Origin of the sequence: Acinetobacter sp. ANC 3781 (genome assembly GCF_004331285.1) — a bacterium.
In the GTDB taxonomy this organism is placed as follows: domain Bacteria; phylum Pseudomonadota; class Gammaproteobacteria; order Pseudomonadales; family Moraxellaceae; genus Acinetobacter.
In genome coordinates, this window is sequence record NZ_SJOH01000002.1 from 155,141 (window position 1) to 180,394 (window position 25,254).

Sequence of the window (25,254 nt, forward strand, 5' to 3'; positions counted from 1 at the left end):
GAACGCCGTGATGAAAATGCACCACGCAAACCATTCGGCATCAATAAAGGCTTTAAGAAGTTTTAATTTCTAAAGTAAAAAAACCACTCATTCGAGTGGTTTTTTATGACTTCCATTATTTCCTATTTCCGCTTTGCATGAAAAAGGATTAAAAGGACGGTAAAACGGGTATGTCGATCCATTGTGCATGTGGAAAATTTTCCGCCAAATATGCTTTTAAATATTCTGAGGTATCTTTAGAAATAAGCTCATCTTGTGATTCGTCATTTAGGTTATAGGCCAAAGCGTAAAGTTCCAAGCCACGGCTTTTCAAAGCCTCCAAGCTCAGTAAAGTATGGTTAATACTGCCCAAACGCCCCGAACTGACTAAAATTACAGGAAATTTCTTTCTTGCTACATAATCAATCGTCAGTAATTCTGTGGTTAAAGGCACCATCAAGCCACCTGCACCTTCCAGCAAAACCACTTCATATTTATTCGCCAGTTGCTGAGTGGCATCTTCAATTTTCTGAAAATCAATTTCACGACCATCAATTTTAGTCGCCAAATGTGGTGATGCGGGATAAGTAAAAATTTCTGGCATGGTGAGTTTACTTTCATCTTCCGGAAACCAGCCCATCTGCATAATTTCACGGTGCCGTTCGATATCTTCAGAAATATCGGTATTGCCGGTTTGGATCAGCTTTTGGGTAATGGTTTTTTTGCCCTGCTCATTCCATAACTTTGCCAGATAACCCGTGGTATAGGTCTTGCCAATACCGGTATCAATACCACTAATAAAATAAACCGCTGCGGTCATGGCTTGCTCCGTGCAATGCAATAAATAGGATGATAACTCAGCTGATAATGGCGTTGGCCACGCTGATCAAGCTCTGAAAATTGCAGATAATCTTGATAAAACTGCTGCAATGACTGTTTAGTCCAGCGATGCCGCGATGCGGTTGCAGTAACGCCTGTGGCTTTTAAGTGTTGCAGTACTTCTTTAGGATGTGAAAAAGTTAATGTTTCCATACCTTCTGAAAGATGCAAAATTTCAAAATCCTGCTGCAGCAACTTTTGCTGAATAGATTCAATACCTAGATAACCCAAACCCTGTCCAGTCAATGCCTTAATCTCTTTTAAATTCTGCTGACCAAAAGTCGAAAAACACAAATAGCCTTGCTGCGTTAAAGCTTCAGAACATTTTTTAAAAACGGCATCCAGATCAGCAATCCATTGCAAAGCTGAACTGGAAGTAATCAGATCAAATGTTTGTGGAAAATTCAGTTGTTCTACATCACCAATCAGCCATTGCAAATTTTCTTTAGCTTGAAAATGCTGCTGAACTTCAGGATACAGGTCATTTAAAAACAGTTGTTTGATTGCAAAATGCTGCATCAGCAAATGACTTAAATTTCCCGAACCACAGCCAATTTCAAAAACACAATCTAAACTGTTTTTAGATAAATGTTCTTGCATCAATCGAATTAAATCTTGGCATATCTGTTTTTGCACTACCGCATGTTGAGTATAGCTTTGCGCTGCTTTTTCAAAGCGCTGCGCGACTTGTAATTTATCAATATTCACCTTGCAAACTCACAACAACGTCACAAGCTGATCAAGGTCAGTTTGGCTAATTTGTGTAGTCAGTGAAATACGTAATCTTGAGCCATGCTTAGGTACAGTCGGTGGACGAACAGGCATGATGTAAAAACCGGCCTGCTGTAACTGCATTGCTTTCTCTACGGTTTTTTGCGACTCTCCGATAATCACCGGCACAATATGTGAGGTTGAAGGACAAGCAAAACCTTTGTTTAAAACCGCTTGCTGTAGGGATTGACTGATATTGTTTAAATGCTGGCGCTCATTTTTTAAAGTTAAAACTTTTTGAAAAATAAAATCAGTCCAAGCCATACAGATCGGTGGCTGCGCAGTACTGAAAATCAGCGGTCGCATACTATTAATCAAATATTCACGGATGATGGGATGACAAATCAGATAGCCTCCAACGGATGCAAGCGCTTTACCAAATGTCCCCACCAGCAAATCAATATCATCAATGACGCCATATTGTTCAGCACACCCTAAGCCTTGCTCTCCTCGTACCCCAATGGCATGTGCTTCATCGACATACAGCATGACTTTAGCAAATTGCTTTTTAATCCGAATCAGTTCAGCTAAATCTGTTTCATCACCATCCATACTAAAAATAGATTCAGTCACTACAATAATGCGATCAAAAGCTTCATCTGCATGGTAAGTTTGCAAAAGCTGGGTTAGATGATGCAGGTCATTATGACGATAACGCACATATTTGGCCGTAGATAAACGAATACCATCAATCATGCTGGCATGTACCAGTTTATCAGCCAAGATAAGGGTTTTACTGTCACTCAGTGCAGGTAAAATCCCGATATTCATGTGATAGCCACTGTTAAACAACAGTGCAGCGCGACCATGAAAAGCCTGACTTAAGCTAGCCTCTAACTGCTCATATTCAGGAAAATTACCGGTCAGCAAACGTGAAGATGATGAACTCATGATCCGCAGCTCATTTGGCGTTTCATCAAAAAATTGTTCACGTAAACTCAAGTCAGAGGCCAAACCCAAATAATCATTGGATGAAAGATTGAGCATCTTCTGATTCTTAATTTCGATCATACGACCATGCTGAACATTGGAAGTAAATTGGCGCAGATTGCCCTGTTGCTTTAATTCATCCAGCTTTGCTGCATAGTCATTCAACAGGTTCATGCTGAAACCTCTTGCATCTGCTCAACCACATCAACCAATTGCTCTAGCAAAGTATTCAGCTCTTGCTCACTAATTACGTACGGTGGCATCACATATACCAGTTTACCAAATGGACGTATCCAGATACCGCGCTTAACAAACTGTTGTTGCAAGGTTTTCATATCGATATTAAAGCTCAGTTCAACCACGCCAATGGCACCCAATATCCGCACATCCTGTACATAGTCAAGTTGTGACAGAGGCTGTAAATGCTGATCTAATTGTTTTTCAATACGCTGAATATTCGCTTGCCAATCTTGTGCCAATAAAACTTCGGTACTTTTCAACGCGACAGCACATGCCAGTGGATTGGCCATAAAGGTTGGACCATGCATAAACACACCCGCCTCACCTTGACTAATGGTTTCCGCAACCTGCTTTGTCGTTAAGGTTGCCGAGAGCGTCATATAACCGCCAGTTAAACCTTTGCCAATGCACATAATATCCGGTTCAACTTGTGCATGTTCCCATGCAAATAGCTTGCCGGTACGCCCAAAACCCGTGGCAATTTCATCAAAAATTAACAGCACCTGGTACTTTTCACAGAGCAATTTGGCTTGACGTAAATATTCAGGATGATAAAACCGCATCCCGCCTGCACCCTGCACAATCGGTTCAAGGATTAAACCGGCAATGGTTTGATGATGTTCAGCTAAAGTTTTTTCCAGTTCAGCAATATCGTCCTGATTCCATTCATCATAAAAACCGACTTGCGGTGCCGAAACAAAGAAACGATTTGGCAGACTGGAACCAAAAATCTGATGCATGCCAGTAACTGGATCACAGACCGACATCGCATTCCAGGTATCGCCGTGATAGCCAGAACGCGGGGTCACGAAATTGGTCTTTTGAGTCTGACCTTGTGCAGAGCCATTTTTTGAAGCTCCATCTTTTGCAGACCAGTATTGCACAGCCATTTTCAGCGCCACTTCAACAGCGACCGACCCTGAATCGGCATAAAAAATTTTATCCAGACTTGGCGGGGTGATTTTTAAGAGTAATTTTCCCAATTTAATTGCGGGATCATGGGTAAATCCACCAAACATGATATGCGACATCTTTTGCAATTGATCCGTTACTGCCTGATTCAGCTCAGGATGGTTATAACCATGAATGGCACACCACCAAGACGACATCCCATCAATCAGTTGTCGTCCATCTTCCAGTTCAATGATTGCACCATAAGCCTGTTTCACTTTAAATGTCGGCAATGGTTGTGTCATGGAGGTATAAGGATGCCAAATATGTTCAAGATCAAATTCCAGATCAGTTAACTGGGTCATCCTTACCTCTAACAATGCATAAAAATTCTAATTTTCAGATCTTAAACTGACACCGAATAAAAAGAAATTGCGATATAAGCCATTTCTTAAGTTGTTTGTTTTATTTTCTTTAAATACTGGCAGATTTTGTCAGTTGTTTCTTCTACATTAAATATAGGGAAGCCATGCGAACCAGCCATCAGATCCGCTTCTAAAAATTTTGCATTGAAATTTTGAAGGTTTTCCGTAACTTTGCAGCTAACCAAAGCATCCTGCTGTGCGAGCAAATGATATTGATTCCCTGGATATTTTTTTAATATATCTGCAACATTTAATTTCTCCAATAAATTTAAACCTTGCTTTAATAGCTGAATTTGCTGCGGCTGAATTAAACTTTGCAAAGTGATGAAATCTGCCTTGGTACTTTTCACCCCCTGACAGACCATATAGCCAAATTTCTTTAATGTCGCAATGGCATCCTGTTCAAAGGACTGTTGAAACTGCTGAAAGGTGAGTTGATCCATTGCAGTTTGCCATGAGTCGTGGGCCACAAAACGAGGATTAGAAGCGAGGGTAATAAGGACTTTTTGTTGTGTATATTGTTGTTCAATTTGATCCACCAGCAAAGCGGCCAATTGTCCACCTAAAGACCAACCTACTATCACATCAAACTGTTTAGCCAGTTCAACCTGTTGTTGCACTATCTGCTCATCCAAGGCATTAAAGATATTGATCAACTCAACTTGATGGCCTTGTTGTTGTAATGCCTGTTCCAAAGGATTAAGCAATTTGGTGCCACCCCCCCAGCCTGTGATGAGTAAAATACGTTGCTGCAATGTTAATCCTTAAATCCGTGCTCTGACTGACTACAGTATATAAAATTTCATTGTTTTTAAACTGCACAAAATCCATCAAAAATCATGTACCTCATATCAATATAATTTTGTTAGTATTTAGAGATATCACAACAAAAAGAATGTTATGAACCTTTCTAAAATATGCATAATCACTCTGCTCTGTATAAGTGGAAGCTTAAGTTTTTCTCAGCTTGCATCTGCTGAAAGTTCCATTTTTTCAAAGTCTGAAACATCTCAAAAACAATGGGTTGGAAAATCAGCTCCCGCTTTTAAATTACAGGATCAAAACAGCAAATGGCATTCACTAAGCCAATATAAAGGCAAATGGATCGTTCTATATTTCTATCCTAAAGATAATTCACCCGGTTGTACCCAAGAAGCCAATCAATTCAAGGCACTGTATCCGCAATTTTTAAAAAGCAATGCTGTGGTATTAGGCGTCAGTCTGGATGATGTGAAGTCTCATCAAAAATTTTCAGAGAAATTGGGTTTACCTTTTCCCATTTTGGCAGACAATAATCATCAATTGGCAGATCAATTCGGGATTGTCCGAAATCTGGGCATTACTAAAATAGCCAAGCGGGAAAGCTTTTTGATTGATCCCAAAGGAACCATTGTTTATCACTATAATAGCGTAGATACACAATCGCATGCTGCTCAAGTCTTGGCAGATATTCAAAAGTTTTCTAAATAGATCTTCGATTATTCAAATATTAAAAATCTAGACAATATACTTCTTTCGTAAATCATTTTTCAATTACTATAAGTCGTTCTTAAAACCAAAATTAAAAATAAATTTTAGTAGGCATTACAGTCATGAATGTGGCATGGATGCCACACGTTCCCTATCCCTTGCGCTGCATTTTAAAGCCGTGCTTAAAACTGACTCAGGATGTCGTGCATGGGGACAAAAGGTTTTCCTTGCGAACTCAAAATATATTTTGATGTTCTCATTTTAATCTTTCAAAAATAGAGATAATGCCTACGCAAAAGCATAAAAATTGAATCAATCAAAGGAGGCAGTGCCGATTTTCAAAATCCAGTATTGAACATTTTTGACTTATACAAGTTGTCTAATATGATGCGGCACAAATAATAAAAATTTAAGATAGAAAAAAGCCCGACTCTTGTCAGGCTTTCTATATCTATCTCTGCAATCTTACATTTGTGATTGAATATAGTTTTGTAAACCAATCAGCTCAATCAGACGAATTTGCTTCTCCAACCAGTAGGTATGATCTTCTTCAGTATCAGACATTTGCTGACGAAGCATCTCACGGCTCACATAATCGCCTTTTTCTTCGCAAAGTTTCACACCTTGCGCCAATTTTTCACGCACATGATATTCGAGTTTTAAATCTGCTTTTAAACACGTGACCACATCTTCTCCTGTTTCGATGTCATCACGGTTCATATTCGGTGTACCTTCTAAAAACAATACACGGCGAATAAGCGCATCGGCATGCGATGCTTCTTCTTGCATTTCATGATCGATACGTTCAAAAATCTTCGTTAAACCCCAATCTTCATACATACGAGAATGAATAAGATATTGATCACGAGCCGCCAGTTCACCACCGATCAACATATTTAGATAGTCTACGACTTCTGGATTGCCACGCATTTCAATTACTCCATACCCTTTTTCTAACATTATGGACAAAACCAACCTTGAATGCAAAATAAAAATTATGTAAGTTTATGATTTTTATAAAATTAAAATGAGAAACATACGCATTTGCAGTAATTTAACAAAACTTTCCATATAAAAAATAAGCCTTTGCGCCATTGAAGCAATTTCCCCAAGGCTTATTTAAACTGTAAAAGTATATTTTTAAGATTTGTAACGAGTACAAATGGTTCTTATTTCATCAGCCAATAAAAGACATGAACTTCGCGATACCTGTATTACGAGACTGTCGTTCAGCAGCATATCCTGCTCGTTTAAATGAATTAAATCCATGTGCAGTATTTATTAATAATAAAAGGCGCATGGCTACGTACAAAGTTTAGCTAAAGTAAGCATCAATCAGTCAAAGACAAGCTCGTGATTTACCACTAAGATATATGTAAATTTAAAAACAACAATGGTTTACCTCATGACGAATCCACAACACAGCGCTCCCATTCTTGTGACAGGTGCTACAGGCTACATCGCCAGTTGGGTGATTAAAAATTTACTGGAACAAGGTCATACCGTGCATGCTACTGTCCGCGACCTGAATAAAAAACCAAGCTTTGCACATTTGGATAAAATTGCCGCTGAAACCAAGGGCACACTTAAACTTTTCAAAGCCAATCTACTTGAAGCAAATTCATTTGATGAAGCCATGCAGGGCTGTGAAATCGTGTTACATATGGCATCGCCTTTTGTAGTGAACAACTTTAAAGATGCGGTAAAAGATATTATTGAACCTGCTATTTTAGGCACTGAAAATGTATTGAATAGTGTTAATAAAACCGATTCAGTGAAGCGTGTGATCGTGACCTCAAGTATTGCTGCGGCTTATGGCGATGCCATAGATATTCAACACACCGCAAAGAATGAGTTTGATGAGTCGCATTGGAATACCACCAGTTCTAAAACACATCAGCCCTATTCTTATTCTAAAGTCATGGCAGAACGTAAAGCCTGGGAGATGCAAAAAGCACAACAACGTTGGGATCTGGTGTGTATTAACCCGGCGCTGGTTCTCGGTCCCTCATTAACCGCAAATACCCAGTCAGGCAGTGTAGAAGTTCTACAGCAGTTTGCCAACGGCATGACTTTACTTGGCGTACCGCCTATGTGGAATGGTATTGTCGATGTCCGGGATGTTGCAGAGGCACACGTTCAAGCTGCATTTAACCCTGATGCTAAAGGGCGCTATATTATTAGTGGCGGCACTTTAAGCTTATTGGAAATGGGGAAAATTTTACGTCAGAACTTTGGTCCTAAGTTCCCTTTCCCGCGTAACCAGCTCCCGAAAGCGGCTTTCAAACTGTTTGGTCCTTTGGCTGGGTTTTCCAAATCTTTTGTTGAACTAAATATGGGTTATCCGATCTATTTTAATGCCCATAAAAGCCAGCAACAACTCGGCATGCAATACCGTAACATTGAAACCAGTTTGATTGAGCATTTCCAGCAGTTACTCGATGATGGGGTGGTGAAGAAATACCTTTAAATATTGAATCTCACCAACTAAAAAGCCACCTTTGCGGTGGCTTTTTAGTTGAACTTTACATTTGTCCGTATTCAGCCATCAAGCTTAAAAATTCGGTTTCATTCATCACTCGTACGCCCAGCTTTTCAGCTTTTTCAAGTTTAGAACCCGCTTTCTCACCTGCAACCACGCATTTGGTTTTACTCGACACGCTACCGCTGACACGCGCACCTAAAGCTTGCAGTAAATGTGTCGCGTCATCACGTCCCATACTGCTTAGCGTACCAGTGACCACCCAGCTCTCACCATTAAGTGGCTGACGTGTTGGTGCAATGGGTGCATCCCAGTGAATTCCTGCTTCAAGCAAACGGTTCACTACTTCCAGATTATGTTCGGCTTGGAAAAAATCGATAATCCATTCAGCGGTAATATCACCGACATCTGGGGTTTTCTTTAAGGCTTCAAGATCAGCGGCTTTAAGAGCATCAAAAGTTTGAAACGTATTGGCAAGCATCCGCGCTGTAGTTTCACCGACACCGCGAATTCCAAGTGCATAAATGAATGAAGCAAGCGTGGTTTTCTTACTATTTTCAATCGCATCAAACAGGTTCTGAACAGACTTTTCGCCCATTTTTTCAATGGTGAGTAACTGTTCCCGATGTTCATGCAGACAATAAATATCAGCCACATTTTTCAATAAATCGAGGTGTAATAAAGATTCCACCCAACGCTCACCCAGACCTTCAATATCCATGGCCTTACGCGAAACAAAGTGACGAATCGCTTCAATACGCTGTGCAGCACAGTATAAACCACCTGAACAGCGTGCCAGTGCTTCACCTTCCGGCATCACCACAGGTGATTCACACATTGGACACTGTTCTGGAAGATGAACTTCAACTGCATCCTCTGGGCGGAATTCCGGCCAGACTTTTTCTACCTTGGGAATTACATCACCACTACGGTACACGCTGACCGTATCGCCAATGCGGACATCTAAACGATGGATTTCTCCAATATTATGCAGAGTCACATTGGATACCGTTACCCCACCCACTGCAACCGGATTCAAACGCGCGACAGGCGTTAAAGTACCGGTACGCCCCACTTGCCAGTCAATATTTTCAACCGTGGTTAAAGCGGCAACCGCCGGAAATTTGTACGCCGTTGCCCAACGTGGTTCACGACTTAAAAAACCCAATTGTTTTTGCTGTTTTAAGCTATCGACTTTAATGACCATGCCGTCAATTTCGACACTCAAATTCGGTCGTTTCGCATTGATTTCTTCATAGCGTTGCTGCACTTGCTGAATGCTGTCACAAATAAAATGGCATTCCCCTACCGCAAAGCCAAACTGAGTGAGCCATTCCAGACTGGCAGACATGGTGGTTTGACCATGATGTGGTTCACACTGCGCAATTCCATAGGCATAAAAGGCCAAAGGACGTGATGCGGCAATATTTGGGTCAAGCTGACGTAAACTGCCTGCCGCAGCATTACGCGGATTGGCAAAGGTCTTTTCACCTTTGGCTTCATTTTCCGCATTGAGTTTCTCAAAGCCGGCTTTTGGCATCAGAACTTCACCACGAACCTCTAGTAGCACGGGAACTGAACCTTGAACAGATGAAAGTACTTTAGGCAAGTTACGAATGGTTCTGACATTATGGGTAATATCTTCCCCCGTTTCACCATCACCACGCGTTACGCCACGAACCAAAATACCATGTTCATACCAGAGGGAAATGGCCAAGCCATCAAACTTCAATTCAACATCATATTGAATTTTCTGATTGGGTAAACGCTCCTCTACACGGCGTGCAAAAGCATACAGGTCTTCTTGATTAAACACATTCCCTAATGACAGCATGGGCACCGCATGGGTCACGCTTGCAAATTTATTGAGTGCCTTTCCTCCCACTTTATTGGTCGGTGTATCAGCTTGTATATATTCAGGATATTGCTCTTCTAAGGTTTTAAGCTGATGAAAGAGTTGATCATATTCACTATCTTCAATACTTGGTTCATCCATCACATAATAGGCATGATTATGCTTGGCTAAAATTTGAATCAATTGACGCATTTGCGCTTTGATAGTTGAATCTTGAGTCATTTCTACACCATAAAAAAGGGCGGTTTATTTCCGCCCTTAAAAAATTTTATATACTCGCCATTATAGAAATCGCATTGTCCAGTTTCAAACTAAACTTCTGCATTTTGTTTTGAACGATAGTCAATTGCCTGATGGCGCCATTGCTCACGCAACTGTGGCGTAAATTCCTGATTGTTCTGATCATAAACGGTGCCATCAATTTCACGTGCAATCAGACGTGAAAGACTGTCCATTGTATCAAAGGCATTTTGCACATCACTATGTGGCAAGGCCAAGAAGAATGCTAAACCTTTCACCTGTTCAGTCGATAAGGTTTCAAGGTCAAAGCCAGCTGCGCCTTCATCGGTAATTTGTAAAACTGAAAAGAGTAATTTGCTATCGTCTTGACTGTAGCGATGAAAACACGCCATTTCACCAAAACGCAAACCATACTTCAGCAATACTTTTAAGGTTTTTTCACCTGACAGAATGCGGCGTTCTGGGTAAACATTTAATGCAATAAAATCAACCGCTGTTGATAAAGCACTTTCTTCATCAACACGTTGCTGCTCATGTAAATGTTCATCCAGAATACTGCTTTCATCCTCAAACTCTGAAATTTCAGCTTTTTCAATTGTTCCGTTCAGGCTGAGTTCTTCTGAATCTTTGGCTGCAGTTTTGTCAGCTTGACTCGCCTTATCTTTTGTAAGGTCTAATGCAGCATCATCCATTTTGACGACTGAATCTGCTGTTAATTCGACCTGATCCGTGTTTTCTGTCGCAGCAGCGACTGGTGTCTGAACTTCAGCCTTCTCAGTTTTTCCTTCTGTCTTATTTGCTTCTGTCTTATGTGAACCTTGAGCAAGCTCAACAGCGGGTTCTGCCAAAGTCGGTTCAACACGTTCTATACTTGATGGCTCATTGGTACTTTGTAATTGATCACGGACATGGCGAGGAATCACCGGTTTCTGGCTATCTGTGTCGACATGAAGTTCTGAATCTAATGATGGTGCTGCATCAGCAGGTTTTTTTAGCAGTATTCTTAAACCGAATAACATAATGATAACGGCGATAACTATACCAACGACGGTGGTGATTTCCATATTATGACTCCGCGACTAAACCGTATTCTTTTGCCTGTTCCAAATCGACAGTGACTAATTTTGATGTACCGGCTTCTGGCATGGTAACACCTAACAAATCGGTTGCCATCGTCATTGCAACTTTATTATGGGTAATGTAAATGAATTGGACTTGTTCAGAAAGTTCTTTTACCAAATTACAAAACCGACCCACGTTTGCATCATCCAAAGGAGCATCCACCTCATCCAGAACACAAAACGGCGCCGGATTTAAACGGAAGATGGCAAATACCAATGCCAATGCTGTTAATGCTTTTTCACCACCCGATAACAGTGCTAAAGAGCTATTACGTTTACCCGGTGGTCGAGCCATTAGTTTTACACCCGATTGCCAGTCATCTTCAAGGCTTAAACTCGCTTCTCCGCCATTAAATACTTTCGGGAACAAGTTTTGCAGCTCAAGATTGACCTGATCGAAGGTGGTCATAAATAGCTTTCGGGTTTCCTGATCAATACTTTTCATCGCCCCTTGTAATTGATCAACCGTTTTTTTCAGGTCCTCAATTTGATGACTCAGCTCTTCAAAGCGCTTGGATACTTCCTCATATTCTTCGGAAGCGGCTAAATTGACCGCACCCAATTTTTCAAAGCGTTGCTGGGCTATTTCCAGCTGTTGTTGATGTGAAACGATATCAATATTTAAACCGCTAATCACTTGACTATTCAAAGCATGGAGTTGTTCTGAATAATGTTGAAAATCGGATTTAGCGACTTGCCAAGCCAGACGTTTTTGTTCCAATTGACCACGTAATTTTTCATCCTGCTGTTGATGCTGATGGCGCTGCTCAGTCAGGCTTTGCTGTTTTTCCTGAATGTTATTCAGTTCAACTTGCCACTCATTCCAGGTTTTCTGCAACTTTTCGGTGACTTGAGATTGTTGATTAAATTGCGACTCTAATGCCGGCAGTTCCAGCTGTACCGGATCGACAAATCTTTTCGCTTGCTCCATTTGCGCAATAATCTGCTGATATTGCGCTTTTAAGAATGATGCATCTTTTTCCAGTAATTCAGCTTGCTGTCCGGTTTGAGTCGTTTGACGACGCAGCAACTCCAACTCTTGTTGAGCCTGTTGCCAGGTGTGTTGAGTGTTTTCAAGCTGCTCGGTCAGTGCCTCAACTTGAAATTGCAGGGTTTTATAATTTGGTAAGGCCTGCTCAAGTTTCAAATTCAACGCATGCAAATCAATTTCCAGATCATCTTTTTGCATAGCATCTTCTTCCAGCTGCTCATCCAGTTGTTGTAACTGATTTTGCAATTGCTGCTTTTGGACTGAAAATGCCTGAGCCGTGCTTTGTACTTTGGCAATATTGACATCCATTTGCTGCAACGCCTTTTGCTGTTGCTTTAACTGGCCTTGCTGGTCCTGAATTTTTTTTTGCAGGTTTTGAATCTGTTGTAACACAGCTGGCAATTGCTGTTCCGCAGTTTCAAGCTGAGGTAGCTGCTGTGCCAGTGCAGTTTCAATTTCATCTAAACGGATACGATGGCTGAGTGCCCCTTGTCCGGCTTGGCTTGCTTCATCATAAAACAGGCCAATTACCCAATCCGCACCCACATGATAGCCATCCAAACTTAAAATGGACTGCCCCATGCCTAATTGGCTTTGCAAAGACAAGGCTTGATTTAGATTGTCTGCAACTGCCACTTGCTGCCAAATGGAATGCTGTGGCGATTCAATCCAGTCAGCCAAGCAAGACAAACCAGCGATCTGAATCTGATCTTGCGAACTATTGCTTTTCAACTGACGGGCAATACTCTCACCAAAACCAGCCTCGGTATCAATGAGGTGTGCAGAGAGCCATTTCGCCAAAAATTTTTCAATTAAATTGGCATGTGCTTTGGCCAGATCTTTTAATTTTAAGACCTGCATCAACTGCACAGCATCATTCTGAAATTTCGGACTGTTCTTAATCAGCAATTGATTCAGGTTTTTCTGTTCCGATTGCAACACCTGAATGGCAGATTTCAAATTCGAAACATCATTTTTCTGCTGCGCATACTCCGCTTGCACTGACTCTAATGATTTTTTCTGCATTTGAATGGCTTGTTCTAACTGTTCAATTTGCTGGCTAAGTTGAACTTTTTCACTTTCAAGTTGTGCAATATCATCTTGCTGATCTTGGTGTTGAAGCTGTGCTGTTTGCTGTTGCAGAGTCTGCTTTTGCTGTTCGATTCGGGCAATATTTTTAGCTAATTGCTCACTTTGCGCCAGCATCTGCATTTTTTGCTGTTGCTGTTTCTCAACCTGGGCTTTAACCAGTTCAAACTGTTGCTGCACCTGTTGTTGCTGCGCCTTTAAATCACCCAGATTTTGGTTCTGGTCTTGTCCCTGGCTTTCTTTTAGCTGTAATTGTTCAGTCTGCTGTTCCTGTTGAGACTGCAAAGTTTCAATTTGCAATTCAATCAGTTGTAGCCGCTCTTTGGTCTGTAGTTTTTGCTGTTCCAGCTGACTTAAAGTGGTCGTATTTTGCTGGAATAAGGACTGTTTCTGTTCCAGTGTCATTTTCAATTCAGAGCATTTTTTCTCGGCCTGTTGCCATTCGTTTTGCAATGGGGTGGACTGCTGAATCAGTCGTTGAAACAGTTCACTGGTCGCCGTTAAATCATGTTCCAAAGTAGTCAGTTCTGAACGAACCAATTTAAATGTTTCGCCCAATTCATTCATCTGAAGAGTATATTCTTGCTGTAATCGGCTGCTTTGTTCGCATTGAAAAGACAACACTTCAACTTTAATGGTACGAATCTGGGTTTCGAGTTCTTTATATTGAACTGCGGATTCCGATTGACGTTTCAGGGTTTTCAGCTGTGACTTGAGTTCCGATGCAATATCTTCAAGGCGCGATAAATTCTGCGTGGTGTGATCTAGATGCAATAATGTTTCGCGACGACGCGCCTGATAACGTGAAACGCCGGCAGCTTCTTCAATAAACACCCGCATTTCTTCAGGTTTGGCATCAATTAAACGATTAATCATGCCCTGTTCGATCACCGCATAAGAACGTGGACCGAGTCCTGTCCCTAAGAAAATATCGGTAATATCACGACGACGGCATTTGGTGCCATTTAAAAAATATTCAGACTTGCCATCGCGGTTGACCTGACGACGTACCGCCAATTCATTATAGGCATTGTATGCACCACCGAGCTTGCCATAGGTATTATCAAAGCGCAGTTCTACACTTGCTACCCCAACTGGTTTACGTTTGGCAGTACCGGTAAAAATGACGTCCTGCATGCTGCCACCCCGAAGCTGGCGTGCATTGGATTCTCCCATCACCCAGCGAATGGCATCAATTACATTGGATTTACCACAACCGTTTGGCCCAACCACAGCGGTACGATTCGCCTTGAAATGTAAAGTGGTACTATCGGCAAAAGATTTAAAGCCGGAAAGTTTTAAGCTGCTTAAACGCATAATGTCCTGATCAACGTCGTGAACGTCTTGCCCATGCAAGTTCGATTTGTTTCATCCGTGTCAGAGATTCCAACACAAGGTTGCGCAAGTGTCGACAAAAATCATCCATAAATAAAGTAGCTTGTTGTGATTTTCGGATCAAAACTGCATCAGTCACTAACTTAAACAGTTCAAATGATTCCTCTAGCTCACGACGAGAAATATTTAAGGTTAAAAAATAACTGCGACGCATTGATGGCAACAACTCTTTATAGAACTTCATCAAATAAGGATTACCGACCATTTCGTGCTGGCGCGCCATGCCTTGAAAGATTAAATCGTAGAATTTTTCAGTATTCCCCTGACGTGTCTCTTGATGCAATTGATCCAATAAGGCCTGAATTCTTTCGGCTTCATGAGTGCGCCAAGTTTCCGCCACCCGATGAATAATTTGTCCCAATAGCAAAGCGCTCATATCAAATAAAGCACGAACTTGTTGTGCAGACATTTCTGACACAATTGCACCACGGCGTGGGTAAATTTCAATTAGGTGGGTGCGTTGCAACAACAATAATGCTTCACGCACGGAGCCACGGCTGACATCGAGTTCAGCCGAGATTCGCAACTCTTGAATGCGTTCACCTTCAACCAATTCGCCACGAATAATTTGCTCACTAATATGCTTTGCAATTTGTTCGGACAAACTGTCCTTTTCCTGTTCTTGCATACTCGTCCTATGTTGTTTTTATAAGATGCAATCGAAAAAATTTCACACGTTTATATTGACCTTGTTATTTTTACTTCATTTTATGAATTTAACAAATGACATTGTCAGACAATTTATCCGTCTTTAAAGCCAATCTAAAAAGGTGTGAACATTTGAACTGTAGCACACCTTTTCATTCTATTTTTCTCTTATTTAAAATTAAAAATAGGTCAAAAATCCTTGATATATAAAATATAAACCAACCACAGTTAAAAGGCAGGCAAAACATCTTTTCAGCATGGCGGGTGATAACTTATGTGCCACTTTTGCCCCAAGTTTTGCAGTAATAAAGCTCATTACACTAATGCCAATGAAGGCATAAATATGCACATAACCAATACTATGCGGTACTTCAACCGAGGTATTCGAGCCAAACCACATAAAGCCTAATGCCCCGGCAATTGCAATAGGCAAGCCTCCTGCTGCTGAAGTTGCTACAGCTTTTTGAATGACCACACCATGACGGATTAAATACGGTACCGTAAGACTGCCACCACCGATACCAAAAATAGCCGATGCAATCCCGATGCCTCCACCTGCAAGCAGTTGCAATGCTTTAGAAGGCAAATGATGCGAAGGATCAACAGGCCGACTTGCACCGGTAAACATACCGTATGCGACCCAAACTGCAAAGAATCCAATCAGCAACTGCAAGCCCTGACCTGACATATAGTCAGCGATACCGGCACCTAAAAATGACCCTAAAGCCAGCCCCGGTGCTAAATTGCGAAATACATCCCACATCACTGCACCGCGTTTATGATGCGCTGAGACAGAGCTAATTGAGGTCACAATAATGGTTGCCAATGATGTACCAATGGCCAAATGCATAATCACCGAAGGATCATAATGCAGCTGCGTGAACACAATATACAAAATTGGCACAATAATCAGGCCGCCACCGACACCAAATAGTCCAGCGGCAAAACCAGCCATTGCACCAATCAATAAATATATGATTAACTCCATTCTTCACATTCCAACTATTTCTTAGATTTAAATGGATTTAGAGACTCGACAACTGCAAAAAATCCTCGACGAAGCTCATCAGCTCCCTGAAGTTTTAATACTGAAACCAGTCACGACTTCAACCAATGATGATGTACGTGAAATTGCACTCAAAGGCGTTCACAGCGTTTTAGTCTGTAGTTTGAGACAAACTCAAGGTCGTGGACAACGCCAACGACAATGGGTCTCCCCTGAAGGGAACATCTATTTAAGCACATTGCTAAATACACGAACACCCATTGATGGCCGGCTTGCCCTTGAAATTGCATTAAATATTTTACAAATGCCAAGTCTTAAGAACTTGGAGCTGCAAGTGAAATGGCCGAATGATCTATTTAGCAAGCAAGGTAAATGGGGCGGTATTCTGGTTGAACCCATTTCTCCGCATCAGGTAATTGTCGGGGTCGGTATTAATCTTGCGCCTATTCCGAAAGAACAGATTGACCAGCATGCCACCTCACTGCGCGAGTTAGGCTTAATAGTAATTCAGCGTACTGAATTGATCGCAGAATTATATATGGCCATTCAGCAAGCCAGTGAATGGTTTGATCATCATTGTTATAACCTGGCTGCGCGTTTTAATCACTATGCTGCTTTTAAAAATCAGGCCGTAGAATTTGAGCATCATTCAGGGCTATGCTCAGGTATCTTCTTAGGCATTCAGGATGATGGTGCGGTCAATATTGAAACCCGTGAAGGCTTAAAACAATTTTATCAAGGACGTTTACGTCGCCTAGAAACCTCTCTTTAGAGAAATGCAATGAAGAATTTATGGCTAGATATTGGGAATACTCGTCTAAAATATTGGATTACCGAGAATCATCAGATTATTGAACAGGCTGCAGAATTGCATTTGCAATCCCCTGCGGAACTGCTGTTGGGTTTAATTCAGCATTTTAAAAGTCTAGATCTGCACCAGGTTGGCGTATCTTCAGTTCAGGACAAGAAAAATAATGAACGTATCCAGAAAATTCTCAAGTTTTTAGATGTGCCAGTGACCTTTGCCAAAGTGCAGGCGAAATATGCAGGGTTACGCTGTGCTTATGAAGATACCAGCAAGTTCGGTGTAGACCGTTGGTTACAAATGCTGGCCGTGGTCCATGATCCAAAGCAACAATATTGTGTCATTAGTTGCGGAACTGCTTTAACCATTGATCTAACTGATGGCATGCAACACTTGGGAGGTTATATCCTGCCGAATCTGTATTTACAGCGGGATTCTTTAATTCAAAATACCAAAGGCATTAAAATTCCCGATGCCACATTTGATGAACTTAGCCCAGGTCGAAATACTATTGATGCGGTGCATCACGGTATTTTGTTAAGCTTGGTGAGTACCATTGAAAAGGTACTGGATAAATACCCAAGTCAATTGATTCTGACTGGCGGTGATGCACCATTATTTGCAAAATATCTTGTACAGTATCAACCCATAATTGAGCCGGACCTGTTACTCAAAGGTCTGCAGAATTATATTTATTCCTTGGCTGAAGCCTGATCTAGTCGAATTAAATAGGGTTGTATAACCTGCCAAACTTCAGGCAGTTCCGTACAACCTTCAGAATCAATAAAGTGTCCCTGCCATTGGGCAGAAATCAGCTCTGTATCTAGACTTTTGGCCTGCTCAATACTGAATTTTGGCGGAACATGCTCATCTCCTTCCGAATAAATCACCACACGATGTTCAATCTGGCGTCTAAGCAATTCAAAATCAATCTGGGCTGCATCAATAAAAGGATAGACTTCTTCTAAGCGCCCTAAACGACCATTAAAACCGGCAACTAAAACCAACTGTTTAATACGCTGATGGGTTAAATTTTTGGATAAATAATGTAATGCCACGACAGTTCCTAAACTATGCGCAATCACAATACTATTTTCATCCAGACTTCCTATTTGCTCATTTATTTGTGATTCCCACACCGACAGCTCCGGTCGCGGTGAAGGATCCAAACGCAATACTTTTAAACTGTAGTACTGCTGATCTGCTGTCTGCTGAATCCAGGGATACCAGTTTTCTTCTGGGCTGGCGGTATAACCATGTATCACATTCACTTGAGCCATTATTCTTGTTCCATCTGCTTAAGCTGTTTTGGTGTGCAATAAGCTTAGTCTGAATTGAGTGATTTAATTGTTGGTCTTTTTATAAAAATGTCCACGCAGAAAGTACTTCTTCCCCTGTAACTCAATCCTCCCTTTAAGGTTTAAAATAAATCCCAACTCTATCAATGCCGTAGAAAAAAATTTCGTTACACTGCAAACTTGTCTAAATTCATCAAAATCCTCACTTGGCATAAATTGTTCAGCATGATTCAGCTCTTGCATTTAGGCATTAATAAAATGCCCGAGCAGGACTACTTTAGGCGGTGACACATAAAGATTATTGCAGGAAAATAGTAAAAACGGATCGCAATCTGTTTTTTTTTGCAAAATGGCCATGTCTAATTTTGCCTGTCGGATAAAACCATCTAATTCAGGCAATGCGGTTAATTTATCTTTAAAACCAGTAACCCAAATCAATCCTTCTATTTGGGGTTGGGCTAAGCCTATAAGTTAAAAAATGCAAGCTCTCGAGACGGCCTAAACTGTGCGCGACAATAATAATACTTTCTGGATCTAATTCCGGCATTTGCCTCTGTAACGCTTGCTGCCATATTTGAAAATCAGGTGCGTTAGCTAAGGCGCGATCACCCTACATCAGATAAACTATTTTTAGTGAGAGCATGTTTTCTTCTTACATTTTTGACTTGGTTAATTGAGCCTTATGCCTAGCGTTTAATTAGCGCTTTTGTTATTCCGTTTAGGATTAAATATGCAGAGTTATTCGCATAGGGTATTTTCTGTATTGCATAATTTTAGCTATAAAAAAGGCGCTATATGCGCCTTTTTACGATGAGAAGTACAATCTTACTTCTTGTCATTTCCACCAAACAATGGTCCCATACCACCGCCACCGCCTAATTTATTTTGCATACCGCTCAATGATTTCATCATTTTTGCCATACCTGACGGATTAGCAAATTTCTTCATCATTTTCGCCATTTGCGCATGTTGTTTAATCAGTTTATTGACTTCAACCACTTCCATACCACAACCTGCTGCAATACGTTTTTTACGGCTCGGGTTCATCAGGTCTGGGTTACGGCGCTCTTTAATGGTCATCGACTGAATAATCGCTTCCATTTTTTTCACTTGCTTTTCAGGATTTGCCTGCGCAATTGCATCTTGGATACCTGCATTGCTCATGCCAGGCAACTTGTCCAAGAAGCCCATCATGCCACCCATTTTATTCATTTGTTCAAATTGCATCAGCATATCTTCAAAGTTGAAGCTACCGCCTTTTTGCAACTTTTTCGCCATTTTTTCGGCTTTTTCTTTGTCGACTTTACGTTCAAGTTCTTCGACCAAAGAAAGTACGTCACCCATACCCAAAATACGCTGTGCCACACGCTCAGGATGGAATGGCTCCAAGGCATCAAGCTTTTCACCCATACCCAAGAATTTGATTGGCTTACCGGTAATTGCACGTACAGAAAGCGCGGCACCGCCGCGTGCATCACCATCGGTTTTGGTCAGGATCACACCGGTTAAAGGTAGAGCATCGTTAAAGGCTTTTGCAGTATTTGCCGCATCTTGACCCGTCATAGCATCGACTACAAACAAGGTTTCAGTAGGTTTAATAGCTGCATGAAGCGCTTTAATTTCGTCCATCATGTCATCATCGACATGTAAACGACCTGCGGTATCGACAATCAGAACATCAGCAAACTGAATTTTTGCTTGCTCAATTGCTCGATTGGCAATGGTAATTGGGTTTTCATCAGCGCTCGATTCCAGAAAAATCGCGCCTACTTCGCCTGCAACTGTTTGTAGCTGTTTGATTGCTGCTGGACGATAAATGTCGGCAGAAACCATGGCTACTTTTTTCTTTTGGCGTTCCTGTAAGAAACGGGCAAGTTTTGCAGCTGTGGTGGTTTTACCCGCACCTTGCAAACCTGCAAGCAGTATCACCACAGGTGGTTTTGCTGCCAGGTCGAGGCTTTCATTGGCCTCACCCATCATTTTTGTCAGTTCGTCATGGACGATTTTTACGAATGCCTGGCCTGGTGATAACTGAGTCATCACTTCCTGACCCAATGCTTCTTCCTTAACTTTCGCGATGAATTCACGAGTTACAGGTAACGCAACATCGGCTTCAAGAAGTGCCATACGTACTTCACGTAACGTATCTTTAATATTGTCTTCGGTTAGCTGCCCTGAGCCAGTAACATTTCTTAAACTCTGCGTGAGTCGTTCTGTTAAGGTATCAAACATTGCAAAATCCGCTTAAAATTGCCAGTTGCAAAAAAATCTTTCTTAAAATAGAAAATTTATGCATAAGATGCTATAGGATACTGTAGTTCACGTAGAATTTATATAAATGAATATTCAACATCCTGAAAAAGGTTTGACATGATCAGTCTCCCCTTGGTTTACACGATCTTAGCATTAATCGCTTATACCACATCTTTCTGGTATTTGTTTATTCACTTAATGTCAAAGCGTGATCCGAACCATTGGTTTGTAGGTCTTGTACTCGGTTTAGGTTTACTGCTACACACGGGGGTTCTGTATAACGATATGCTGACACCGCTAGGTGTAAATTATGATGTATTCCTGTTACTGTCATTCACATCTGGTCTGATGTTATTGCTGAGTTTAATCTTTAGTACTTACCGCCCCATTTTGGCCCTTAATTTATTGGGCATTCCTGTTGCTGCGACCGGCTTGATTTTAGGTTTTGCCTTAAGCAAGCAAAATCAGGTGATTGAACAACACTCCCTAGGTTTAGACATTCATATTATTTTGTCTTTATCGGCCTATGCGGTTCTACTGATGGCAACCATACAAGCGGTGATTTTATGGTTCCAAAATCGCGAATTAAAAAACAAGCAGAAAAGAATCTGGGTCAATTTATTGCCTTCATTTCAGGCCATGGAATCTTTGCTGTTTGATTTAATCATTACCGGTTTTATCTTACTGACCTTAGCTTTAGGTTTTGGCTTCTTCACCATTGAAGATTTCTTTGCCCAGCATTTAGCCCATAAAACGGCCTTCAGTATTATTTCATGGTTTGTCTATGGGTCGCTGCTGATTGGTCATTACCAATTTGGCTGGCGGGGCCAAAAAGCGATTCGCTTTACCCTGAGTGGTTTTATGCTGCTGGCAATTGGTTTTATTGGTTCCAAGTTTGTATTAGAAATGATTTTAGGGAAATAAATACAATTTCCCCTTTCAACTTCTTTTTTAGTAAAAATGCAGAACAATAACTAAATATTTATCGTGAAATTGGATAAATTAATGAAAAAGCCTGATCTTTATAGATCAGGCTTTTTTAATAACAATTAAGCTAATAATTTTAAATAAATAATAAAATAATTTCAGGAAATCTGTATGATCTTCATTTTAGGGAAACTAAATATTCTTTTGATTCACACGCTTTGACAATTGCTCAGCACTTTCGACCCGTTCAGAATAACGGTCAGTCAAATAAGCTGATTGTCCTCTTGTCAGAAGGGTGAATTTATACAGCTCCTCCATCACATCCACAATTCGATTGTGATAAGGAGACGGTTTCATATGACCATCTTCTTCAAATTCCAGAAACGCTTTCGGTACAGAGGATTGATTTGGAATCGTGATCATCCGCATCCAGCGCCCTAAAACACGCAATTGATTCACCGCATTAAACGATTGCGAACCTCCACATACCTGCATCACAGCCAGCGTCTTGCCCTGAGTGGCACGAATTGCACCTGCTGCCAGAGGAATCCAGTCAATTTGGGCTTTCAAAATTGAACTCATCGAACCATGACGTTCAGGCGAACACCAGACCATGCCTTCTGCCCAGGCTAAAAGCGCATGCAGCTCTGTAACTTTAGGATGAGTCGTGTCTGCATCTTCAGGTAAGGGCAGTCCTTTAGGATGAAAGATTTTGACCTCGGCACCAAAATATTCCAGTACTCGGCCTGCTTCCTGAACAGCGAGCCGGCTATAGGACCTGTCACGGTTTGAACCATACAGCAGCAAAATACGCGGTGGATGTTGCAGTTCTTTGGCCTGAACTTTGTCCAAAGTGGGTCGTTCAAGCAGATCCAAATCTACATTCGGGAGATTCATCAGGTTATGCCTCTTTATAAACTTTTTTTCTTAGCCACAGTGAAACGCTGACCAAGGCAATCAAGACTGGAACTTCAACCAGAGGGCCAATAATGGTGGTAAAAGCAACCGGTGAAGCCAGACCAAAAGTGGCAATGGCAACAGCGAGTGCCAGTTCAAAATTATTGCCTGCTGCGGTAAAAGAGATGGCCGCAGTTTTTGGATAATCATTTCCCATCCACTTGCTCATAAAGAAGCTGATAAAGAACATCAGCACGAAGTAAATGGTTAAAGGTATTGCAATTCTGAGCACATCGAGTGGCAAACTGACCACTTCGCCACCTTTCAGGCTAAACATGGCAACAATAGTAAATAACAACGCAAGCAGACTGAGCGGACTAATCTTGCGAATAAATTGAGTTTGATACCATTCTAGACCTTTCTGTTTGACCAAGGTCAATCGGGTAAGAAAGCCCATTAAAAATGGAATACCTAAATAAACCAGTACCGCATGGGTAATTGTCCAGAAGCTGACATCAATTACTTGTGCTTCAACACCAAAATAAGGTGGCAAGAAGGTCAAAAACAGCCAGGCATAAGTACTAAAGAACAGGATCTGAAAAATACTGTTAAATGCCACCAATCCGGCAACATATTGATTATCGCCACAGGCCAGGCCATTCCAGACCAAGACCATCGCAATACAACGTGCCAAACCAATCAGAATCACACCAGTCATATATTCAGGATAGGATTGCAGGAAAATCAGCGCCAATGCAAACATCAGGCACGGCGCAATCAGCCAGTTTTGAACCAGAGATAAAGTAAGCGTGCGCTTGTCTTTAAATACCTGCGGCAAGGTCGCATAGTCCACTTTGGCAAGTGGAGGATACATCATGATAATCAGACCGATTGCTATCGGGATATTCACCGAATTAACACTCATCTGGTCTAATGCAACCGATGCTTGCGGAAAGAAAACCCCGATCGCAATACCCAGCAACATGGCGATAAAAATCCAGATGGTCAGATTTTTATCTAAAAATGACATTTTTGAGGCAGCCATGGTATTACTCAATATTTGAAATTTTATTGATTTCTGCAATCAGCTTAGGACGAGAAAGCTGCTTGGTATCCAATGCAAATAAAGCATCCAGACGTTTATTAATATGATCAACCGTAATAAAAAAAGCGTTGAGCTTTTCTTGTTCAGGTAGCTCTAGATGAGAGGGATCAGACAGGCCCCAATGCGCCTTAATCGCACCGCCCAGGTAAAGTGGACATGCTTCTTGTGCTGCCGAATCACACACAGTGATCACCACATCAGGCTGATACTGTTCACAGGCAGCAATGCTCTTACTGGATAAGCCATCGGTAGATAAGCCTAAGTTTTGCAAAGTCTTCATGGTTAATGGATGAACCTGACTAGAAGGTTTACTACCGGCACTATAAGCTTTCCAGCCTTCAGGTGCACGGCTATTGAATAACACTTCTGAAAGAATGCTACGGCAACTGTTTCCAGTACATAGGAATAAGAATTTCATTGATATTACTCGCAATGGATTGAAATTGAAGCATTAACATGAGGATTTTCCAGCATGTCATCATTTTGTTTGGAGATAATGTCTAAAACCTTACTTGCCCATTCAGGAAGATTCGGATTCAGACGGTAATACACCCATTGCCCCTGTCTTTGATCAAGTAAAATCGAAAGGTTCCTAAGCAAAGCCAAATGGCGAGAAATTTTAGGTTGGCTGAGTTGCAACTGTTCCGTCAGTTCACATACACAAACATTTTGTTTGACCATGACTAACTTCAAAATGTCCAAACGGGTAGTGTCAGAAAGACACTTAAAAAAATCTGTTTGATTCATTTTATGATTACTCAATATATTTGCTATTGCGAATATACGTATATCCATATATAAATGCAATATTGTTTTTGCATTGAGAAAATTCATGTCACAAAAGATTAAGATTTATCACAACCCTGCCTGTGGAACGTCGAGAAATACACTTGAACTCATTCGAAATACAGGACAAGAACCTGAAGTCATTGAATATTTAAAAACACCACCAAGTAAAGAAGAGCTAATGACTTTAATTGAAAAATCAGGGCTTTCTGTACGCGGCGCCATTCGTAAAAATGTTGAACCTTATGAGCGTTTTAAATTAGATCAACCGCATTGGACTGATGATCAGTTGATGAGTTTGATGCTTGAACATCCAATTTTAATCAATCGCCCATTTGTGGTGACAGAGCTGGGTATTAAATTATGCAGACCCTCTGAGTTGGTACTGGATCTATTATCTGCTCCTCAACTTAAGGCGTTTAGCAAAGAAGATGGTGAAGTGATCATTGATCAAGAGGGCAACAAAATGAAGTAAAGTTCATATATTTACTTTATCTATTTAATATAATTGTGCTTATACGAAATTCAATTTAAATAATATATTAATATCAATAAGTTAATATAAATTAAAAGATCAGCAGAATCCCGGCTTGAAAATCAAGTCGGCTTTTTTCAATCCATTTCGATATTTTTTACCTACAAAATCGCTTAATAAGCGATCACATCAATACATCATTACCAGTGATCAATCATTCCAGACCCGAAACAATCCCCAAGTTTCAAGGAGAAAATAGGGATAGTTTTTAGCCAGCTTTGTACGCATTTGCTCAC

At 41.0% G+C, this 25,254-nt stretch carries 23 protein-coding genes and 1 pseudogene; 6 read left to right on the top strand and 18 right to left on the bottom strand.

Annotation, left to right across the window (positions count from 1 at the left end):
* Positions 1-148: 148 nt before the first annotated feature.
* The 5 genes from bioD to E0H89_RS02420 form a co-directional block, all read right to left on the bottom strand.
* Positions 149-799: a dethiobiotin synthase gene (gene bioD / locus E0H89_RS02400; protein ID WP_131214250.1), complete on the bottom strand. Its 651-nt coding sequence runs from the start codon at positions 797-799 to the stop codon at positions 149-151.
* Positions 796-1,566, bottom strand: coding sequence for a malonyl-ACP O-methyltransferase BioC (gene bioC / locus E0H89_RS02405; protein WP_131214251.1), 771 nt, complete (start codon positions 1,564-1,566; stop codon positions 796-798). The genes bioD and bioC overlap by 4 nt, the downstream gene beginning before the upstream one ends.
* 9 nt (positions 1,567-1,575) lie before the next feature.
* Positions 1,576-2,733 carry an 8-amino-7-oxononanoate synthase gene (locus tag E0H89_RS02410; protein WP_131214252.1) on the bottom strand — a complete coding sequence of 386 codons (1,158 nt, stop codon included), beginning with the start codon at positions 2,731-2,733 and terminating at the stop codon, positions 1,576-1,578.
* On the bottom strand, positions 2,730-4,055 hold the full coding sequence (bioA, locus tag E0H89_RS02415) for an adenosylmethionine--8-amino-7-oxononanoate transaminase (RefSeq protein ID WP_131214253.1): 1,326 nt from the start codon (positions 4,053-4,055) through the stop codon (positions 2,730-2,732). The genes E0H89_RS02410 and bioA overlap by 4 nt, the downstream gene beginning before the upstream one ends.
* Positions 4,056-4,141: 86 nt before the next feature.
* Entirely contained in the window at positions 4,142-4,870 is a 729-nt protein-coding gene (locus tag E0H89_RS02420) for a YqiA/YcfP family alpha/beta fold hydrolase (protein ID WP_131214254.1), read from the bottom strand.
* 145 nt (positions 4,871-5,015) lie between these two features.
* On the opposite strand from E0H89_RS02420, the gene E0H89_RS02425 reads away from it, so the two are divergent.
* On the top strand, positions 5,016-5,585 hold the full coding sequence (locus tag E0H89_RS02425) for a peroxiredoxin (RefSeq protein WP_131214255.1): 570 nt from the start codon (positions 5,016-5,018) through the stop codon (positions 5,583-5,585).
* Positions 5,586-6,050: 465 nt separating this feature from the next.
* Here the strand turns inward: E0H89_RS02425 and ftn are convergent, their stop codons facing one another.
* Positions 6,051-6,515 (bottom strand): heteropolymeric bacterioferritin subunit Ftn, encoded by a 465-nt coding sequence (gene ftn / locus E0H89_RS02430; protein ID WP_131214256.1) that lies wholly within the window; start codon positions 6,513-6,515, stop codon positions 6,051-6,053.
* Positions 6,516-6,990: 475 nt separating this feature from the next.
* Between ftn and E0H89_RS02435 the strand changes: the two genes are divergently transcribed.
* On the top strand, positions 6,991-8,055 hold the full coding sequence (locus E0H89_RS02435) for an SDR family oxidoreductase (protein ID WP_131214257.1): 1,065 nt from the start codon (positions 6,991-6,993) through the stop codon (positions 8,053-8,055).
* Between the two features lie 55 nt (positions 8,056-8,110).
* Here the strand turns inward: E0H89_RS02435 and ligA are convergent, their stop codons facing one another.
* The 5 genes from ligA to E0H89_RS02460 all read right to left on the bottom strand — a co-directional run bounded on the left by ligA (position 8,111) and on the right by E0H89_RS02460 (position 16,394).
* On the bottom strand, positions 8,111-10,144 hold the full coding sequence (gene ligA / locus E0H89_RS02440) for an NAD-dependent DNA ligase LigA (protein WP_131214258.1): 2,034 nt from the start codon (positions 10,142-10,144) through the stop codon (positions 8,111-8,113).
* An 89-nt stretch (positions 10,145-10,233) separates the two neighbouring features.
* Positions 10,234-11,226 (bottom strand): cell division protein ZipA C-terminal FtsZ-binding domain-containing protein, encoded by a 993-nt coding sequence (locus E0H89_RS02445; protein WP_131214259.1) that lies wholly within the window; start codon positions 11,224-11,226, stop codon positions 10,234-10,236.
* Between the two features lies 1 nt (position 11,227).
* Positions 11,228-14,680, bottom strand: a complete 3,453-nt coding sequence (gene smc, locus E0H89_RS02450) for a chromosome segregation protein SMC (protein WP_131214330.1) — start codon at positions 14,678-14,680, stop codon at positions 11,228-11,230.
* A 10-nt stretch (positions 14,681-14,690) separates the two neighbouring features.
* A complete protein-coding gene (locus E0H89_RS02455) occupies positions 14,691-15,386 on the bottom strand; it encodes a GntR family transcriptional regulator (protein ID WP_131214260.1) in 696 nt (231 codons plus the stop codon).
* Positions 15,387-15,584: 198 nt separating this feature from the next.
* On the bottom strand, positions 15,585-16,394 hold the full coding sequence (locus E0H89_RS02460; RefSeq protein ID WP_131214261.1) for a sulfite exporter TauE/SafE family protein: 810 nt from the start codon (positions 16,392-16,394) through the stop codon (positions 15,585-15,587).
* 31 nt (positions 16,395-16,425) lie between these two features.
* Between E0H89_RS02460 and E0H89_RS02465 the strand changes: the two genes are divergently transcribed.
* Positions 16,426-17,184 (top strand): biotin--[acetyl-CoA-carboxylase] ligase, encoded by a 759-nt coding sequence (locus E0H89_RS02465; protein WP_131214262.1) that lies wholly within the window; start codon positions 16,426-16,428, stop codon positions 17,182-17,184.
* A gap of 9 nt (positions 17,185-17,193) precedes the next feature.
* A complete protein-coding gene (locus tag E0H89_RS02470) occupies positions 17,194-17,931 on the top strand; it encodes a type III pantothenate kinase (RefSeq protein ID WP_131214263.1) in 738 nt (245 codons plus the stop codon).
* Here E0H89_RS02470 and E0H89_RS02475 read toward each other — a convergent pair.
* The 3 genes and pseudogenes from E0H89_RS02475 to ffh all read right to left on the bottom strand — a co-directional run bounded on the left by E0H89_RS02475 (position 17,910) and on the right by ffh (position 20,747).
* Entirely contained in the window at positions 17,910-18,497 is a 588-nt protein-coding gene (locus tag E0H89_RS02475) for an RBBP9/YdeN family alpha/beta hydrolase (RefSeq protein WP_131214264.1), read from the bottom strand. The genes E0H89_RS02470 and E0H89_RS02475 overlap by 22 nt on opposite strands.
* Before the next feature lie 433 nt (positions 18,498-18,930).
* Positions 18,931-19,095 (bottom strand): annotated as a pseudogene (locus E0H89_RS16900) (hypothetical protein); the annotation flags it as partial.
* Between the two features lie 245 nt (positions 19,096-19,340).
* Positions 19,341-20,747 carry a signal recognition particle protein gene (gene ffh, locus E0H89_RS02485; protein ID WP_131214265.1) on the bottom strand — a complete coding sequence of 469 codons (1,407 nt, stop codon included), beginning with the start codon at positions 20,745-20,747 and terminating at the stop codon, positions 19,341-19,343.
* A gap of 138 nt (positions 20,748-20,885) precedes the next feature.
* On the opposite strand from ffh, the gene E0H89_RS02490 reads away from it, so the two are divergent.
* Positions 20,886-21,692 (top strand): cytochrome C assembly family protein, encoded by an 807-nt coding sequence (locus E0H89_RS02490; protein ID WP_131214266.1) that lies wholly within the window; start codon positions 20,886-20,888, stop codon positions 21,690-21,692.
* A gap of 195 nt (positions 21,693-21,887) precedes the next feature.
* On the opposite strand, the gene arsH is transcribed toward E0H89_RS02490, so the two are convergent.
* From arsH to E0H89_RS02510, 4 genes are read right to left on the bottom strand one after another with little or no spacing between them, the layout of a single operon-like run.
* Complete coding sequence (gene arsH, locus E0H89_RS02495; protein WP_131214267.1) at positions 21,888-22,592, bottom strand: arsenical resistance protein ArsH; 705 nt, start codon at positions 22,590-22,592, stop codon at positions 21,888-21,890.
* A gap of 4 nt (positions 22,593-22,596) precedes the next feature.
* On the bottom strand, positions 22,597-23,637 hold the full coding sequence (arsB, locus tag E0H89_RS02500) for an ACR3 family arsenite efflux transporter (RefSeq protein WP_131214268.1): 1,041 nt from the start codon (positions 23,635-23,637) through the stop codon (positions 22,597-22,599).
* Between the two features lie 4 nt (positions 23,638-23,641).
* The gene (locus E0H89_RS02505) at positions 23,642-24,115 is read right to left on the bottom strand and encodes an arsenate reductase ArsC (protein WP_131214269.1); all 474 of its coding nucleotides are present in this window, start codon (positions 24,113-24,115) and stop codon (positions 23,642-23,644) included.
* Between the two features lie 5 nt (positions 24,116-24,120).
* Positions 24,121-24,444 carry a metalloregulator ArsR/SmtB family transcription factor gene (locus E0H89_RS02510; RefSeq protein WP_131214270.1) on the bottom strand — a complete coding sequence of 108 codons (324 nt, stop codon included), beginning with the start codon at positions 24,442-24,444 and terminating at the stop codon, positions 24,121-24,123.
* Between the two features lie 85 nt (positions 24,445-24,529).
* Here E0H89_RS02510 and arsC point away from each other — a divergent pair, with 85 nt between their 5' ends.
* Positions 24,530-24,958, top strand: a complete 429-nt coding sequence (gene arsC / locus E0H89_RS02515) for an arsenate reductase (glutaredoxin) (protein ID WP_131214271.1) — start codon at positions 24,530-24,532, stop codon at positions 24,956-24,958.
* The last annotated feature ends 296 nt before the right edge of the window (positions 24,959-25,254 follow it).

Coding starts and splice junctions, on each gene's coding strand:
- E0H89_RS02425 (WP_131214255.1), top strand. CDS start 5,016: ATGAACCTTTCTAAAATATGCATAATCACTCTGCTCTGTATAAGTGGA.
- E0H89_RS02505 (WP_131214269.1), bottom strand. CDS start 24,115: ATGAAATTCTTATTCCTATGTACTGGAAACAGTTGCCGTAGCATTCTT.
- E0H89_RS02410 (WP_131214252.1), bottom strand. CDS start 2,733: ATGAACCTGTTGAATGACTATGCAGCAAAGCTGGATGAATTAAAGCAA.
- E0H89_RS02435 (WP_131214257.1), top strand. CDS start 6,991: ATGACGAATCCACAACACAGCGCTCCCATTCTTGTGACAGGTGCTACA.
- E0H89_RS02470 (WP_131214263.1), top strand. CDS start 17,194: ATGAAGAATTTATGGCTAGATATTGGGAATACTCGTCTAAAATATTGG.
- ffh (WP_131214265.1), bottom strand. CDS start 20,747: ATGTTTGATACCTTAACAGAACGACTCACGCAGAGTTTAAGAAATGTT.
- E0H89_RS02510 (WP_131214270.1), bottom strand. CDS start 24,444: ATGAATCAAACAGATTTTTTTAAGTGTCTTTCTGACACTACCCGTTTG.
- E0H89_RS02445 (WP_131214259.1), bottom strand. CDS start 11,226: ATGGAAATCACCACCGTCGTTGGTATAGTTATCGCCGTTATCATTATG.
- ligA (WP_131214258.1), bottom strand. CDS start 10,144: ATGACTCAAGATTCAACTATCAAAGCGCAAATGCGTCAATTGATTCAA.
- arsC (WP_131214271.1), top strand. CDS start 24,530: ATGTCACAAAAGATTAAGATTTATCACAACCCTGCCTGTGGAACGTCG.
- E0H89_RS02475 (WP_131214264.1), bottom strand. CDS start 18,497: ATGGCTCAAGTGAATGTGATACATGGTTATACCGCCAGCCCAGAAGAA.
- bioA (WP_131214253.1), bottom strand. CDS start 4,055: ATGACCCAGTTAACTGATCTGGAATTTGATCTTGAACATATTTGGCAT.
- arsB (WP_131214268.1), bottom strand. CDS start 23,637: ATGGCTGCCTCAAAAATGTCATTTTTAGATAAAAATCTGACCATCTGG.
- bioD (WP_131214250.1), bottom strand. CDS start 799: ATGACCGCAGCGGTTTATTTTATTAGTGGTATTGATACCGGTATTGGC.
- arsH (WP_131214267.1), bottom strand. CDS start 22,592: ATGAATCTCCCGAATGTAGATTTGGATCTGCTTGAACGACCCACTTTG.
- E0H89_RS02455 (WP_131214260.1), bottom strand. CDS start 15,386: ATGCAAGAACAGGAAAAGGACAGTTTGTCCGAACAAATTGCAAAGCAT.
- ftn (WP_131214256.1), bottom strand. CDS start 6,515: ATGCGTGGCAATCCAGAAGTCGTAGACTATCTAAATATGTTGATCGGT.
- E0H89_RS02490 (WP_131214266.1), top strand. CDS start 20,886: ATGATCAGTCTCCCCTTGGTTTACACGATCTTAGCATTAATCGCTTAT.
- smc (WP_131214330.1), bottom strand. CDS start 14,680: ATGCGTTTAAGCAGCTTAAAACTTTCCGGCTTTAAATCTTTTGCCGAT.
- E0H89_RS02465 (WP_131214262.1), top strand. CDS start 16,426: ATGGATTTAGAGACTCGACAACTGCAAAAAATCCTCGACGAAGCTCAT.
- E0H89_RS02460 (WP_131214261.1), bottom strand. CDS start 16,394: ATGGAGTTAATCATATATTTATTGATTGGTGCAATGGCTGGTTTTGCC.